Source organism: Duganella fentianensis (genome assembly GCF_009857835.1).
Taxonomy (GTDB): Bacteria; Pseudomonadota; Gammaproteobacteria; order Burkholderiales; family Burkholderiaceae_D; genus Rugamonas; species Rugamonas fentianensis.
The window spans coordinates 1-13,345 of record NZ_WWCL01000008.1 but is presented as its reverse complement, the minus strand read 5'-3'; the positions used below and the strand labels follow the sequence as shown (position 1 = coordinate 13,345).

General features: G+C 59.0%; 14 protein-coding genes and 1 pseudogene. 14 read left to right on the top strand and 1 reads right to left on the bottom strand.

Annotated features, from left to right (window positions below; genetic code table 11):
- The first annotated feature begins 16 nt into the window (after positions 1 to 16).
- The 4 genes from GTP23_RS21755 to GTP23_RS21740 are packed head-to-tail and all read left to right on the top strand — an operon-like array spanning position 17 to position 3,133.
- Positions 17 to 1,330, top strand: coding sequence for a carbohydrate porin (locus GTP23_RS21755; RefSeq protein ID WP_161037056.1), 1,314 nt, complete (start codon positions 17 to 19; stop codon positions 1,328 to 1,330).
- Complete coding sequence (locus GTP23_RS21750; RefSeq protein WP_155436724.1) at positions 1,330 to 1,866, top strand: FMN-binding protein; 537 nt, start codon at positions 1,330 to 1,332, stop codon at positions 1,864 to 1,866. Before GTP23_RS21755 ends, GTP23_RS21750 begins: the two co-directional genes overlap by 1 nt.
- Positions 1,863 to 2,672: an FAD:protein FMN transferase gene (locus GTP23_RS21745; protein ID WP_155436723.1), complete on the top strand. Its 810-nt coding sequence runs from the start codon at positions 1,863 to 1,865 to the stop codon at positions 2,670 to 2,672. Before GTP23_RS21750 ends, GTP23_RS21745 begins: the two co-directional genes overlap by 4 nt.
- 2 nt (positions 2,673 to 2,674) lie before the next feature.
- Positions 2,675 to 3,133: a DUF4405 domain-containing protein gene (locus GTP23_RS21740; RefSeq protein ID WP_155436722.1), complete on the top strand. Its 459-nt coding sequence runs from the start codon at positions 2,675 to 2,677 to the stop codon at positions 3,131 to 3,133.
- A gap of 37 nt (positions 3,134 to 3,170) precedes the next feature.
- Here GTP23_RS21740 and GTP23_RS21735 read toward each other — a convergent pair whose 3' ends face one another.
- Positions 3,171 to 3,524, bottom strand: coding sequence for a hypothetical protein (locus GTP23_RS21735; protein ID WP_155436721.1), 354 nt, complete (start codon positions 3,522 to 3,524; stop codon positions 3,171 to 3,173).
- 390 nt (positions 3,525 to 3,914) lie between these two features.
- On the opposite strand from GTP23_RS21735, the gene GTP23_RS21730 reads away from it, so the two are divergent.
- The 10 genes and pseudogenes from GTP23_RS21730 to GTP23_RS21685 all read left to right on the top strand — a co-directional run.
- Positions 3,915 to 4,898, top strand: a complete 984-nt coding sequence (locus GTP23_RS21730) for a DUF1852 domain-containing protein (RefSeq protein ID WP_155436720.1) — start codon at positions 3,915 to 3,917, stop codon at positions 4,896 to 4,898.
- A gap of 26 nt (positions 4,899 to 4,924) precedes the next feature.
- Entirely contained in the window at positions 4,925 to 5,956 is a 1,032-nt protein-coding gene (locus tag GTP23_RS21725) for a methionine synthase (protein WP_161037055.1), read from the top strand.
- Between the two features lie 87 nt (positions 5,957 to 6,043).
- On the top strand, positions 6,044 to 6,541 hold the full coding sequence (locus GTP23_RS21720) for a flavin reductase family protein (protein WP_155436718.1): 498 nt from the start codon (positions 6,044 to 6,046) through the stop codon (positions 6,539 to 6,541).
- Positions 6,542 to 6,617: 76 nt separating this feature from the next.
- Positions 6,618 to 7,514: a LysR family transcriptional regulator gene (locus tag GTP23_RS21715; RefSeq protein WP_155436717.1), complete on the top strand. Its 897-nt coding sequence runs from the start codon at positions 6,618 to 6,620 to the stop codon at positions 7,512 to 7,514.
- 86 nt (positions 7,515 to 7,600) lie between these two features.
- Entirely contained in the window at positions 7,601 to 8,596 is a 996-nt protein-coding gene (locus tag GTP23_RS21710) for a bile acid:sodium symporter family protein (RefSeq protein WP_155436716.1), read from the top strand.
- 225 nt (positions 8,597 to 8,821) lie between these two features.
- The gene (locus tag GTP23_RS21705; protein WP_161037054.1) at positions 8,822 to 9,562 is read left to right on the top strand and encodes an alpha/beta fold hydrolase; all 741 of its coding nucleotides are present in this window, start codon (positions 8,822 to 8,824) and stop codon (positions 9,560 to 9,562) included.
- A 46-nt stretch (positions 9,563 to 9,608) separates the two neighbouring features.
- Positions 9,609 to 9,977, top strand: a pseudogene (locus tag GTP23_RS21700) (response regulator); the annotation flags it as partial.
- Between the two features lie 185 nt (positions 9,978 to 10,162).
- Positions 10,163 to 10,783, top strand: a complete 621-nt coding sequence (locus tag GTP23_RS21695; protein WP_155436731.1) for a hypothetical protein — start codon at positions 10,163 to 10,165, stop codon at positions 10,781 to 10,783.
- Entirely contained in the window at positions 10,780 to 12,765 is a 1,986-nt protein-coding gene (locus tag GTP23_RS21690; protein WP_161037052.1) for a TnsB C-terminal domain-containing protein, read from the top strand. Before GTP23_RS21695 ends, GTP23_RS21690 begins: the two co-directional genes overlap by 4 nt.
- Before the next feature lie 27 nt (positions 12,766 to 12,792).
- Positions 12,793 to 13,345 (top strand): AAA family ATPase (locus GTP23_RS21685; RefSeq protein ID WP_161037051.1); only part of this gene is annotated, 553 nt, incomplete at its 3' end.

Below are 13,345 nucleotides of genomic sequence, written 5' to 3'. Positions count from 1 at the left end.
TTTACGAGACTACCAAATGAAAAAGAATCTGATCGCCTCCGCTATCGCCGCGACCCTGCTGGCGGCGCCATTTGCCGCCAGCGCCGGTGAAGCCGAACTGCTGGCCCGTATCGACAAAATGGCCGCCGAACTGGAACAGCTGAAGGCCGAGCTCAAAGCCAGCCAGCAGAAGACTGCCGTGATCGAACAGAAACAGCAGGAGCTGGCGAGCCTCGCCGCACCAGCTGTAGCGCCAGCGCCAGCCCCTACCCCATCTGCGCCCATTATGGCCAGCGGCCCCACCACCATCATCGGCGGCTATGGCGAAATCAATTACAACCGCCCCAGCAAGAATGCCAGCGCCGCCCAGACCGATGTACGCCGCGCCGTGATCGGCATCGAACACCGCTTCGATGAAAAAACCAAACTGGTTTCCGAGTTCGAATGGGAACATGCCATCGCCTCGGCCAGCGATAGCGGCGAAAGCGCGATCGAACAGCTCTACGTCGAGCGCCAGTTCGGCAACGGCCTGCGCGGAAAAGCCGGTCTGTTCCTGATCCCGGCCGGTTTGCTCAATACCAGCCACGAACCGACCGCCTACTACGGCGTGGAACGTAACTTCGTCGAGACAGCGATTATTCCTTCGACCTGGCGCGAAGCCGGTATCGGCCTTTCCGGCGATACCGCCGAAGGCCTGAGCTGGGATGCCGGCATCACCACCGGCTTTGATCTGGGCAAATGGGATGCGGCCAGCAGCGAAGGCCGCGAATCGCCGCTAGGCGCCATCCATCAGGAAGGCCAGCTGGCCAAATCGCGCGACCTGAGCGTGCATGGCGCGCTGAACTGGCGCGGCGTGCCCGGCCTGCTGCTGGGCGGCTCGCTGTTCAGCGGCAAGGTCGGCCACAAGACCGAAGGCTATACCGCCAACGATGCGCGCGTCACCGTCTATGACCTGCATGCCCGCTATACGCCGGGCTTGTGGGATCTGGCCGCAGTCTATGCGCGCGGCCAGATCAGCAACACGGCAGCGCTCAACCTCACGCTGGTGGGCAACCCTACCCCGGTGCCGAAAGCCTTCGCTGGCTGGTATCTGCAGGCGGCGTATCAGGCCTACAAAGCGGACGACTATGTACTGAGCCCGTTTGTCCGCTACGAGCAGTACAACACGGCCAAGAGCTATGAAGCGCTGCCGCAAGGTCTGGGCGTTGCGGCCCAGCCGGATGAAAAAGTCACGACGGTGGGCGCCAATCTGAAAGTGGGCGAAGGCGTGGTGCTGAAGGCTGACTATCAGAAGTTCAAGGAAGACAAGACGCGCGACCGTCTCAACTTCGGCGTAGGGTTCTCTTACTGATGCGCTACCGGCTCTGTCTTCCGCTGGCGGCAAGCCTGGCCTGTTTGCCCGCCTATGCGGTGCAATACCTGAGCGTCGAGCAGGTGCAGAAGCTGGCCTATCCTGATGCTACGGCTTACCGTACGCAGGATGTGGCCTTGTCGCTGGCGCAGATGCAGCAGGTGGAAAAGCTGGCCGGATTGCCGGCCCGCTCCGTCAACTGGCACGTCATCGGCGCGTACAACGGCGACAAGCTGCTCGGCTATCTGGTGCTCGACGACGTGATCGGCAAATTCGAGCTGATCTCCTATGCCGTCGCGCTCAATCCCGATGCCAGCATCCGTCAGGTGGAAATTCTGACCTACCGTGAAAGCCATGGCGGCGAAATCCGCCTGCCCGCATGGCGCCGCCAGTTCACCGGCAAGAGCGCCAGCACGGGCGGACTGACGCTAGGCGGCGGCATCGCCGGCATCAGCGGCGCCACCCTATCGGCCAGCCACCTCACCGATGGCGTACGGCGCATTGCAGCCATAGCCCAGGTCGTACTCAGACCATGATACGGCGCGCGCAGCCCTGGCTGGGCACCCTCGTCGAGATCACGGCCGATGGTGATCAGGCGGGACTGAATGCCGCCTTTGCCCAGATCGCGCAAGTACATGGGCTGATGAGCTTTCACGATCCTGCCAGCGATATTGCGCGCTTTAACCGGGCAGCAGCGGGCACACGGCTGGAACTGCACAGCCATACCATGCAGGTGCTGCAGCTGGCCGAGCAGCTCAGGCTGGCGACGGACGGCATCTTCAACATCGCCTGCGCGCCCCGGCTGGTGGAAAACGGCCTACTGCCCGCGCCCGCCGTCGAGACGGTTATCTACCAGCCCGGACAGGCAATGATGCAATGGGACGCCGACGGTTCGCTGTGCAAACTGGCCAGCGGCTGGATCGATGTGGGCGGCATCGCCAAAGGCTATGCGGTCGATCTGGCCGTTGCGGCTTTGCAGCAGGCTGGCGCGCAGGCGGGCTGCGTCAACGCGGGCGGCGATCTGCGTGTGTTCGGCCAGCGCGACTGGCCCGTCAGCCTGCGCCATCCCCAGCAACCACAGCGCCTGCTGCCAGCCGTGCAGCTGCGGGCGGAAGCGATGGCCACATCGGCTACCTATTTTTCGCGCCGCATGCAGCACGGCCAGCAGGTCAGTGCACTATGGGATGGCCGCGACGGCCGCAGCATCCGCTCCACCCGCAGCATCTCCGTCCGCGCGCCCAGCTGCGTGCTGGCCGATGCGCTGACCAAAGTCGTGATGGCCAGTGCCGACCCGCACCATCCGGCCCTGACGCAATGGCAGGCCACAGCCCTTATAATCTAGCCATGCATACCCATCACCATCGTCCCCATATCAACTTGCGGCTGGAACGCTGGCACCGCCGTTCTATTTATGCCAGTCTGCTACTGCTGCTTTCGAGCGGCGGTGTCTGGCTGATTGTGCGCTACTTCATGCGGCCGGGCAGCCAGTTCGGCGCTTCCATTCACCCGCTGGAACCATGGGCGATGCGCTTTCATGGCGGCGCAGCGATGCTGGGACTGTTCTTCCTCGGCAGTCTGATGAATGCGCACATCCGCCGCGCCATCAAGGCCGGACGCAATCTGGCCAGCGGCCTCAGCTTGCTCAGCCTGCTGGCCGTACTGGTCGTCAGCGGCTTTGGCCTCTACTATCTGGCCGATGAAGAAAGCCGCAACCTCTGGTCATTAACGCACTGGATCATCGGCCTCGCTGCGGCGCTCGTATTTATCCTCCACCTGCTCATCGGGCAACGACAGCGCGGCTGACTTAGCGCGCCGCATCAAGCCAGCATCAGCTTGCTGATTACTTACCGATTTGTTTGCTCACGGCGTTTTCCTGCTGATTGAGCGCCTTCTGCTCTGCCTTGGTGCTGTGGCCACCGTCATGGCGCGCCATCATCCGTTCTTCCTTGCGTATTGCTCGGTCTTCCTGATGTAGGGTTGCTGCCTCGGCCTTGCTCATTTCACCGCTTTGCACTTTTTCATGTATGCGCAGGTTCTGCTTGGCCAGACGGGTATTCACCTGTTCCTGACGCGGATGGTCTTTCTGCCATGCAGTGTCATTATCGGCAGCGTAGCTACTGCCTACGGCGCCGGCGAACAAGGCAATTACGCTAGCTACGATAGCGGTGCTGGAAATACGTTGATGGCCATGCATATTCATACTCCTTGAAAAAAGATCGGTGATGACGGAACCCGTAGCTGATTAACGGGCACAGGCAGGTTCCGGTCGACATGCGTTCTGCATCAGATGTAAGCAATTGCAAGCAAAAAATATTACCCGCTGCTGAACACCGCCCATCCGCACTGCAAGCTATCTCTTCCCGGACTCCCCAAGCGCCTGGCTGCCTGCCCACCAGAGCTTGACGACCTCAATCTATGACTAGAACTAATCATTTCATGAGATAAATTCACTTTTTTTAATCGATGGCTTGAAATAATATCTGTCATCCGCAACAACCGTATGGCGCTGGCCGGAAATATGCCTGCTTTAAGCGGAGCTTATTGAACGGCGGCGCTACCCACGACATTAAGGCATCGAATCATCATGAGTCACGAGTTCACATTTTCCATCAAAACGACCAGTTTCGATGAAGACTATCGGCCTGCCGAAAACACCCGAATTACCACCAATTTTGCCAATCTGGCCAGAGGAATAAGCCGGCAGGAAAACCTGCGCAACACCCTGCGCATGATAGATAACCGCTTCAACTCACTGGCGCACCGGGATAATCCCCATCGTGATCGCTTCAACGTCAAGCTCGAAATTATTTCCGTAGCAATGAACATGCACGGCCAAGCTGACGCAACGGCTCTGCCGATAATTGAAATATTGAAGGCCAATATATTCGACCATAAAACCGGTGAAACGATCGAAGGCATCGTGGGGAATAACTTCTCGTCCTACGTGCGCGACTACGACTTTAGCGTCCTGCTGCTGGAACATGCAAAGAACCAGCGCGAGTTCAGCACGCCAGATAATTTTGGCGATCTGCATGGCAAGCTATTCCAACACTTCGTCAACTCGGACACCTATCGACAGCACTTCAAAAAACCGCCGGTTATCTGCCTGAGCGTCTCCAGTACCAAAGTCTATCGGCAGACTGAAAACTGTCATCCGGTGTTAGGCATCGAATATCTACAGGATGAGTATTCTCTCACCGACGACTATTTCAAAAAAATGGGCATGACGGTCCGCTACTTCATGCCCGCCAATAGCAGCGCGCCGCTGGCGTTCTATTTCTTTGGTGATCTGCTCGCTGATTACACCGATCTTGAGTTGATCAGCACCATCAGCACCATGGACAGTTTCCAGAAGATCTATCGTCCCGAGATCTACAACGCCAATTCCGCCGCCGGAAAATTCTATAAACCCAGCCTGCAGCATCAGGACTATTCATTGACCCGCATAGTCTATGACAGGGAAGAACGTAGCCGGCTCGCTGTCGAGCAAGGCAGGTTCGCTGAAGAGCACTTCATCAAACCCTATCAGGCCATGCTCGAACAATGGTCTGCCAATTACGCGCTGTGAGCACAAAAAAACCAAGGTTATATACAGTGAAAAAATTACTCCCTACTTCAACTGCCGGCAGCCTGCCTAAACCCTCATGGCTGGCAGAACCCGAAAAACTCTGGTCGCCATGGAAGCTGCAAGGCGAAGCGCTGATCGAGGCCAAACAGGACGCCTTGCGCCTGTCTCTGCAGGAGCAGCAACATGCAGGCATCGATATCGTCAGCGACGGCGAGCAGACCCGCCAGCACTTTGTGACGACCTTTATCGAACATCTGGAAGGCGTAGATTTCGCCAAGCGCGAAACTGTCCGCATCCGCCAGCGCTACGATGCCAGCGTGCCCACGGTGGTAGGCGCAGTGTCGCGCCCCAAACCGGTGTTTGTCGACGATGCCCGTTTCTTACGCCAGCAAACCGGACAGCCTATCAAATGGGCCCTGCCCGGCCCGATGACCATGATAGACACGCTGTTTGATAATCACTACAAAAGCCGCGAGAAACTGGCCTGGGAATTCGCCAAGATTCTCAATCAGGAAGCCCGGGAACTGGAAGCCGCCGGCGTGGACATCATCCAGTTCGATGAACCTGCGTTTAATGTGTTCTTCGACGAAGTCAATGACTGGGGCGTGGCCACGCTGGAAAAAGCCATCGAAGGGCTGAAATGCGAAACCGCCGTGCATATCTGCTATGGCTACGGCATACAAGCCAATACCGACTGGAAGAAAACACTGGGCTCGGAGTGGCGCCAGTATGAGCAGGCTTTCCCCAAGCTGCAGCAGTCCGGCATCGACATCGTTTCACTGGAGTGCCACAACGCCAGAGTCCCCATGGACCTGATAGAACTCATCCGTGGTAAAAAAGTGATGGTGGGTGCCATCGATGTGGCCAGCAATGCCATAGAAACGCCCGAAGAAGTGGCCAGCACCCTGCGCAAAGCCCTGCAGTTTGTCGATGCCGACAAGCTCTACCCCTCGACCAATTGCGGCATGGCGCCGCTGGCACGTCAGGTAGCCCGCGGCAAGCTGCACGCCTTGAGTGCGGGGGCAGAAATCATCCGGCAGGAACTGGCGCATCCGTAATAACCTCCTGCATCAAGCGGCGCAGGGAGACGCCTATCCCCTGCGCTTTTTACAACATCGTGCACTACGCACTATTTAGCATCTGCCATGTCACTATCCAGTACCGCCATCGAGCCCCTGCGCTTGCGCGAGGCGCTCGGGCATTACGCTTCCGGTATCACAGTCATTACATCGCTCGTTAATGACGAGCTGATAGGCTTTACCTGCCAGTCTTTCTATAGCGTCTCGATGAGTCCACCCCTGATCTCGTTTAGCGTCATGGCCGGCTCGGGCAGCTATCCCAGGATACGTCAGGCAGGCCGCTTCGCCGTGAATATTCTGTCGGAAGAACAAATCCATATTTCCAACCAGTTTGCCCAGCGCGGCGCGGACAAATGGCGCGAAATCACCTGGGAGAAATCGCCGCTGGGCAATCCCGTTCTTGCAGGTAGCCTGCACTGGCTCGATTGCGAGATTTATGCGGAACATGCTGCCGGCGATCATCTGATCGTACTGGGCGAAGTGCTGGCATTAAAACTGCAGGAACAGGTAGCTGCCCAGCCGCTGCTGTATTACAAGGGACAGTATCGCAACATCGCTGCCTGACGCTTTATGTCATGTCCATGCGGCCAGCCGCACGGGCACAGTAGAATGGCGTCTTCCCCCCAAAATTGAATACATTATGCTGGAACGTATCCATCTAGCCACCTTGCTGGAAGTCGAAAAACAAGGCTCGCTCACTGCTGCCGCCGAGGTGCTCCATCTGACACAATCAGCGCTCAGCCACAGCATGAAGAAGCTGGAGCAGCAAGTGGGCACCGATCTCTGGTTGCGCGAAGGCCGCTCCTTGCGGCTCACCCAGGCGGGCCAGTATCTGTACACCGTGGCGCAAAGGCTGATTCCGCAACTGGATCTGGCAGAACAGCGCCTGCAACAGTTTGCTCAGGGCGAACGCGGCACGCTGCGCATAGGCATGGAGTGTCACCCATGCTATCAGTGGCTGTTGAAAATTGTTTCCGGCTATCTTGCGGCCTGGCCGCTGGTAGATGTGGACGTCAAGCAGAAATTCCAGTTTGGCGGCATCGGCGCCCTGCTAGGCTTCGAAATCGACCTGCTGGTGACGCCTGATCCGCTGCTCAAGCCGGGCCTGCGCTTCGAACCCGTGTTCGACTACGAACAGGTCCTGGTGGTACATAAAGACCATCCATGGGCCGTACAGGACGAAGTACTGCCGCAACAGCTGATGGAAGAAACGCTGATCACCTATCCGGTAGCGATAGAGCGGCTCGACATCTACAATATGTTCCTGCTGCCCGCCCGGGTCGCACCACGCAAGCACAAGACCATAGAAACGACCGACATCATGCTGCAAATGGTCGCCAGCGGCCGTGGCGTGACCGCGCTGCCCAAATGGCTGGTGACGGACTATGCCCCGCATCTGGAATTAAAGACCTTGCGTCTGGGCCCGGCAGGCATCCAGAAACATATCTATCTCGGTGCCCGCGAAGCTGACCACGACACCGACTATCTGCAAGCATTTATCGCCATGGCACGCAAGGCGGAAAGCTACACGGCATAGCGACTGCAGCGCTGGCAAGCTTGACGATACGGCGTCCGCACGCCATGCTAGCCGGCGCTAGTGCCCACACCCTTTAGGAAGCCCGAATGCTGCATCCCATACAATCCATCAGCGCCGTGCTGCGCCGCCTGTCCATCGACACCTACACCATCCTGTTGCTGCTGATGGTGCTGCTGGCGAGCTTATTCCCTGCCCATGGCGTGGCAAGCGTCGCGCTCGGCCAGCTCACCACATTCGCCATCGGCCTGCTGTTCTTCCTGCATGGCGCCAAACTGTCGCGCGAGGCGCTCGTTTCCGGGCTGACGCACTGGCGCCTGCACCTGCTGGTACTGGCCAGCACTTTCGTGATGTTCCCCCTGCTGGGACTGGCACTGAAGCCCGTCGCACTGGCCGTACTCACGCCCGAACTCTACCTCGGTATTTTATTTCTCTGCACGCTGCCCTCCACTGTCCAGTCATCGATAGCCTTTACAGCCATGGCACGCGGCAACCTGGCAGCTGCCGTGTGTAGCGCTTCGGCCTCTAACTTTGTCGGCATCTTTCTGACTCCGCTACTGGTGAGCTTGCTGGTAGTGCGCGGCGCAGCGGGCGGTTCACCCATCGATGCAATCGTATCTATCGTCGTACAACTGTTGCTGCCCTTCCTGTCTGGCCAGCTGCTGCGTCCGCGCATCGGTGCCTGGGTAGACCGGCACAAGCCCATGCTGCGCTGGATCGATCAGGGATCCATCCTGCTGGTGGTGTACACCGCATTCAGCGCCTCGGTAATCGAGGGACTGTGGCAGAAACTGCCAGCCCCTGCGCTGGCCAGTCTGGCGGTGGTGTGCTGCGTCATGCTGGCCATCGCGCTACTGCTGGGCACATTCATCAGTCGCAAACTGGGCTTTTCCAGACAGGACCAGATCGTGATCATCTTTTGCGGTTCCAAGAAGAGCCTGGCGAGCGGCGTACCGATGGCCAAGGTCCTCTTCCCGCACGGTGCACTGGGTATGATCATACTGCCGCTGATGCTGTTCCATCAGATCCAGCTGATGGTGTGCGCGATTCTGGCGCAACGCTATGCAAGTCAGGCTGAGCAGTAGGAGTTCCGGGCAGGCGTACGCTAGCCGCTCTCAGTTCCCAGGCAGCCCAGCAGCGATGGAATGAAATCCCCCCATTACATTTCCTACCGGCCTATATGCTGGACTGGCGCGTAAGGGCAAAACCTGTGGCGAGTCATCTTGTCATCGGTTTGTAATGATTGCGTCATCGCTTAGTCCTGGACGGATACGCATAATGGACTCCCCCATCACAATCTGGAGTCTAATATGCGTTACCTTGCAACGACTGTCCTCGCGCTTGGCCTGAGCGTTCCGGCCTTTGCCGTCGAACCAGTGAAAAACATCGTGCTGGTGCACGGCCAATTCGCCGATGCCTCCGGTTGGCGCGCCGTCTACGACATCCTGAGCAAAGACGGCTACAACGTCAGCATGGTGCAGCATCCCATGACTTCGCTGGAGGAAGACGTCGCCGCCACCACGCGCGTACTGCAAGCCTTGCAGGGTCCCGCTATTCTGGTGGGGCACAGCTACGGCGGCGCCGTGATCACCCAGGCCGGCAATGCCCCGCAAGTAGCGGGGCTGGTATATATTGCGGCGCATGCTCCGGACGCCGGCGAATCGACGGCCATCAACAAGAACAAGCTGCCGGGTCAAATCCGCACGCAGACGACGCCGGACGGCTATGTCTTCGTCCAAGCTGCCCACTTTCAGGAAGATTTCGCGGCTGACCTGCCCAAGGCCGACGCCGAGTTTATGGCGCGCTCGCAGATGCCGCCCAATGCCAGAGTCAACACCACGCTGATCACCAATCCGGCATGGCGCAACAAACCAAGCTGGTACATGGTGGCAAAGGATGACCGCGCTATCAACCCGGAACTGGAACGCATGTATGCGGCACGTGCCAAGGCCACCACAGTGGAAGTGAGCGGCAGCCACGCCATCTATATCTCCCGCGCCCGGGAAGTGGCGGCGATGATCGAGGAGGCCGCGACCAAACTGGGCAAGTAATCAGTGTTATGCTCGCGCAAGGAATAACAGCAGAGGTATGGAGAGCATGAGAATCCTGGTGATTGAAGACGAGATCAAGAGCGCCGAGTATCTCCAGAATGGCCTGACCGAATCGGGCTATGTCGTCGACGTGGCGTGCAATGGCCGCGACGGCCTATATATGGCCAGCGAGTTCAAGTACGACCTGATCCTGCTGGACGTGATGATGCCGGAGATGGATGGCTGGGAAGTGATGCGCCACCTACGCGGCAAGGAGACTCCCGTGCTATTCCTCACCGCGCGCGGCACGCTGGAAGACCGCCTGAAAGGCCTGGATCTGGGCACCGACGATTATCTCGTCAAGCCCTTTTCCTTCGCCGAACTGCTGGCACGCATCCGCGTAGCGCTGCGCCGCGGACGCCTACTCAAGCAGGAAGATGTCGTAGAGGAAAGCAATTGTGTCACCGGTTTCAACGCTTGCTTCCCTCTTGACCGCGGCCGGAAAGTGACACATTTACCGGCACGTCCAAGAAAGCAATTGTGTCAACTCGTAGCATCGGAAAGAAAATCCGTCAACTCGCAGCTTTGAAGATGCGGCAGCAGCGATAAGCTGCTGAAATCATGAGCAAAACCGCACGATTCCAATCGGCTGTTCCGCGCGCAAGGCCTGCCGGCTCTCGCATCATCGAGGCGTACAGCCTGAAGCTGGGCCGGCGCCTGCAGTGCTTTGGCGAAGCCGTTTTTGAACAGTGGATACGTCTCGAAGTTGATCCAACAATCCAGACATTTTGCGAACGCCCGCTCGACTTGAATTTCGCGGATGAGGTACTACAAGTCGACTTCTGGGTACGTCAGGGCGACCGCGAAACGTTGCTCGTCATGGACGATGCCTGCGAGGCGCGCAGCACGATAATCGATGGCGTCGAAATGGCGGTCCGCATCGTACCGCCCGCCGAACTTTTGGCGAGCAAAATGTGGACCGACAACTGGCAGCGCATGCTGGTGGCAATCACCTGCTCTCGAAAAGATATCCCCCCCTCGCTCCAACAATCGATCCTGAAATTTGTAGCCGAGCCGATGCAGCTTTCCCGCATCGAGCAGGAATTTTCCACCGGTGATCCAACGCCTGTGCGAGCAGCCATCTTTTGCTTACTCCATGCTGGAAAACTCCAGGCTCCGCAGCTGCACGCGGAAGAACTTTCGTTCTTGACTTCAATCCACCCGGTGAGGCCGCTATCATGAATCGTCAACGCAGAGACCTTCATGGCATCGACATCGGTATCTGGCCAGACGTTGATTTCAATGCCCTCTCCGATGCACAGCGCATCATTTTTTCCAAAAGACGGAGAGCAATTGAGCTGTATGCCGAAGGAGAGGCCATACGCCTGATTGAAGAGCGGACAGGCATCAACCGACACCAGCTCTATTTCCTGCTTGATCGTTGCCTGAAGATCGATGCGGATGGCCGAGTTGTTGGATTTCCGGCGCTACTCAAGTACCAACGCATTGCGCCATATACCCGCACTGCGCCGTTGGGAAGTGCTCACGCCGCCGCCAGCGGCGGCGGATTGGGCGGCGCCTTCGCGTTTCTGCTTGAACAGCATCCACCGCTGGCGCAATGGCTGACGCAAAAGATTCGCAAGCGCGCCGTCACGCTACACCAGGTCAGTACCGATGGCCCGCTCAAGACCAGGTTGAGTGGACTGGGCAAACTGCATGCCGGTTTTCTTACGCAGTGCAGGGCCGTCGGTATCACGGCCGCCGACTATCCCTTGGACACGGATCGCATGGGCATCCGATCATTGTCGGCCTACGTGACGGCGAAAATACTCACCAACTTCGGTGACGCGGCGCGCGCCGGCGGCGCCACGCATCTCAAGGGCATGCCCGGCGCCGCCGGCCGCGGCGCCGTTCGTCCCTACCAGGTGGTCGAATTCGACGGACACCGGCTCGATGTGCGCTTGAAGATAGTGATCCGCGACCCGCTTGGCTTCGAACAGGAATTCGAAATCGAGCGCATCTGGCTGCTGGTGATCATCGACGTATGCACCCGCGCGGTGCTGGGTTACCACCTGGTGCTGTCGCGCGAATACAGCCGCTACGATGTGATCAAGACGATCGAGCAGGCGCTGACTCCGCACCGGCCGCGCACGTTCACCCTGCCCGACGTCGGATATGGATCGGCGGGCGGCTTCCCATCCAGCAAACTGCCAGAGCTGGGGTACGCGATCTGGGAACGCATGCGGCTCGACAACGCCAAGGCGAACCTGGCCAGCGACACCATGACGGCATTGTGTGAATTCATCGGCTGCGCCGCCGACGCCGGCCCGCCACATCATCCCGACGATCGGCCCTATATCGAACGTTTCTTCGGCACGGTCGCCAGCACGCTCTCCTCCCGCCTGCCCGGCTACACGGGCTCGAATCCCAAAGATCTCCGCCGCGCACTGGCCGACCCGAAGGGCAACCTGCGCTTGTTCGTGTCGCTCGCCGAGATGGAGGAATTGATGGAGGCGTCGATCGCTGGTTACAACGCCACGCCGCACGATGGCTTGAACGGCCGCACGCCGCTGGAGGCGATGGAATACCTGGTGCGCGGCAAAGGACAGATGATCTGGTGGCTGCCCAAGGCGAAGCGCCGCACGATGTGCCTGATGCAGACGGCGCACCGTTGCCGGGTCCGCGGCTATCTGGCGCAAGGCACCAGGCCGCATATCAACCTGTTCCAGGTGCGCTACACAAGCGAGGTGTTGGCCGCCAGCGGTGCGCTGCTGGGCAGGGATCTGCGCGTCTATTACAACAGTGACGACTTGCGCAGCGTGCGCGCCTTTCTCTCAGACGGATCCGAGCTCGGCATACTCAAGGCGCAGGGTGCGTGGGGTGAAATCAGGCACGACCTGAAGCTGCGCCGCGAGATCATGAAACTGCGCGCCAAGAAGCGGATGGCATTCACGGTCACGCAGGAATTCATCAACCGCTTCGTCGAAGAAAAACGGAAGAAGGCAAAGCACAGCCGGCGCGCTGCCAGCGATCTGGAAAGAACGATGCGCGCTCTGGCCAATGCGCCAACGACCAACACACCGCCAGGGCCGCCAAAGTCCGGGCCGGTGGCGCCGGCCGCCGCGCCGCCGGCGACAACAGATTCGGCACTCCCGGCACAGACTCCCCAGAAAATCGAGCCGCTAAAGCTCACGATCCCTTCCGGCTTCACGACAGTCATCTAAACGATTCTTTCGCCAAGGAGAAGTCTGATGTCTTTGAAACTGCCCCGGCCCATCGCCCCCGATCTGCATCCCATCGCCACCGGCAACTACCGCATCGCCACACCGGCCATCCAGGAACTGCACGAGCTCGTCATGCGCTGTCTACGCTACCGGACCACCGGTGCGCTCATCCACGGTGCCTCGCGCATCGGCAAGACCCGCGCCATCGAATATGTGCGGCTGCTGCTGGCAGAGACCCATCCCAAGATCACCACCTACCACGCCCAGGCTGAACACAAGCCGCGCCATGCCGAAGGCTCCTTCTTCTCGAATCTGCTGGAAGCCGTGGGCTACCCCGATCCGGACCACGGATCGAATCCGACCAAGCGCATTCGGCTCATCAACAAGATCAGGGAGGCCTGCGCCAAGAATGGCGGCGGGACGGTCATCCTGTTTTGTGACGAGGCGCAGCGGTACGACGACAACGAGTACGAATGGCTGCGCGACGTGCATGACCATCTGGACCGGTTGCAGATCAAGCTGTTCACGATCCTCGTCGGCCAGCAGGATCTGCTGGCCATCAAGATCGCCATGCAGTGCG

What these genes read in the sequence shown, in the direction of transcription:
- GTP23_RS21720 (WP_155436718.1), top strand. Translation starts at nt 6,044, where the DNA reads ATGTCACTATCCAGTACCGCCATCGAGCCCCTGCGCTTGCGCGAGGCG.
- GTP23_RS21755 (WP_161037056.1), top strand. Translation starts at nt 17, where the DNA reads ATGAAAAAGAATCTGATCGCCTCCGCTATCGCCGCGACCCTGCTGGCG.
- GTP23_RS21740 (WP_155436722.1), top strand. Translation starts at nt 2,675, where the DNA reads ATGCATACCCATCACCATCGTCCCCATATCAACTTGCGGCTGGAACGC.
- GTP23_RS21715 (WP_155436717.1), top strand. Translation starts at nt 6,618, where the DNA reads ATGCTGGAACGTATCCATCTAGCCACCTTGCTGGAAGTCGAAAAACAA.
- GTP23_RS21735 (WP_155436721.1), bottom strand. Translation starts at nt 3,524, where the DNA reads ATGCATGGCCATCAACGTATTTCCAGCACCGCTATCGTAGCTAGCGTA.
- GTP23_RS21730 (WP_155436720.1), top strand. Translation starts at nt 3,915, where the DNA reads ATGAGTCACGAGTTCACATTTTCCATCAAAACGACCAGTTTCGATGAA.
- GTP23_RS21705 (WP_161037054.1), top strand. Translation starts at nt 8,822, where the DNA reads ATGCGTTACCTTGCAACGACTGTCCTCGCGCTTGGCCTGAGCGTTCCG.
- GTP23_RS21750 (WP_155436724.1), top strand. Translation starts at nt 1,330, where the DNA reads ATGCGCTACCGGCTCTGTCTTCCGCTGGCGGCAAGCCTGGCCTGTTTG.
- GTP23_RS21695 (WP_155436731.1), top strand. Translation starts at nt 10,163, where the DNA reads ATGAGCAAAACCGCACGATTCCAATCGGCTGTTCCGCGCGCAAGGCCT.
- GTP23_RS21710 (WP_155436716.1), top strand. Translation starts at nt 7,601, where the DNA reads ATGCTGCATCCCATACAATCCATCAGCGCCGTGCTGCGCCGCCTGTCC.
- GTP23_RS21745 (WP_155436723.1), top strand. Translation starts at nt 1,863, where the DNA reads ATGATACGGCGCGCGCAGCCCTGGCTGGGCACCCTCGTCGAGATCACG.
- GTP23_RS21690 (WP_161037052.1), top strand. Translation starts at nt 10,780, where the DNA reads ATGAATCGTCAACGCAGAGACCTTCATGGCATCGACATCGGTATCTGG.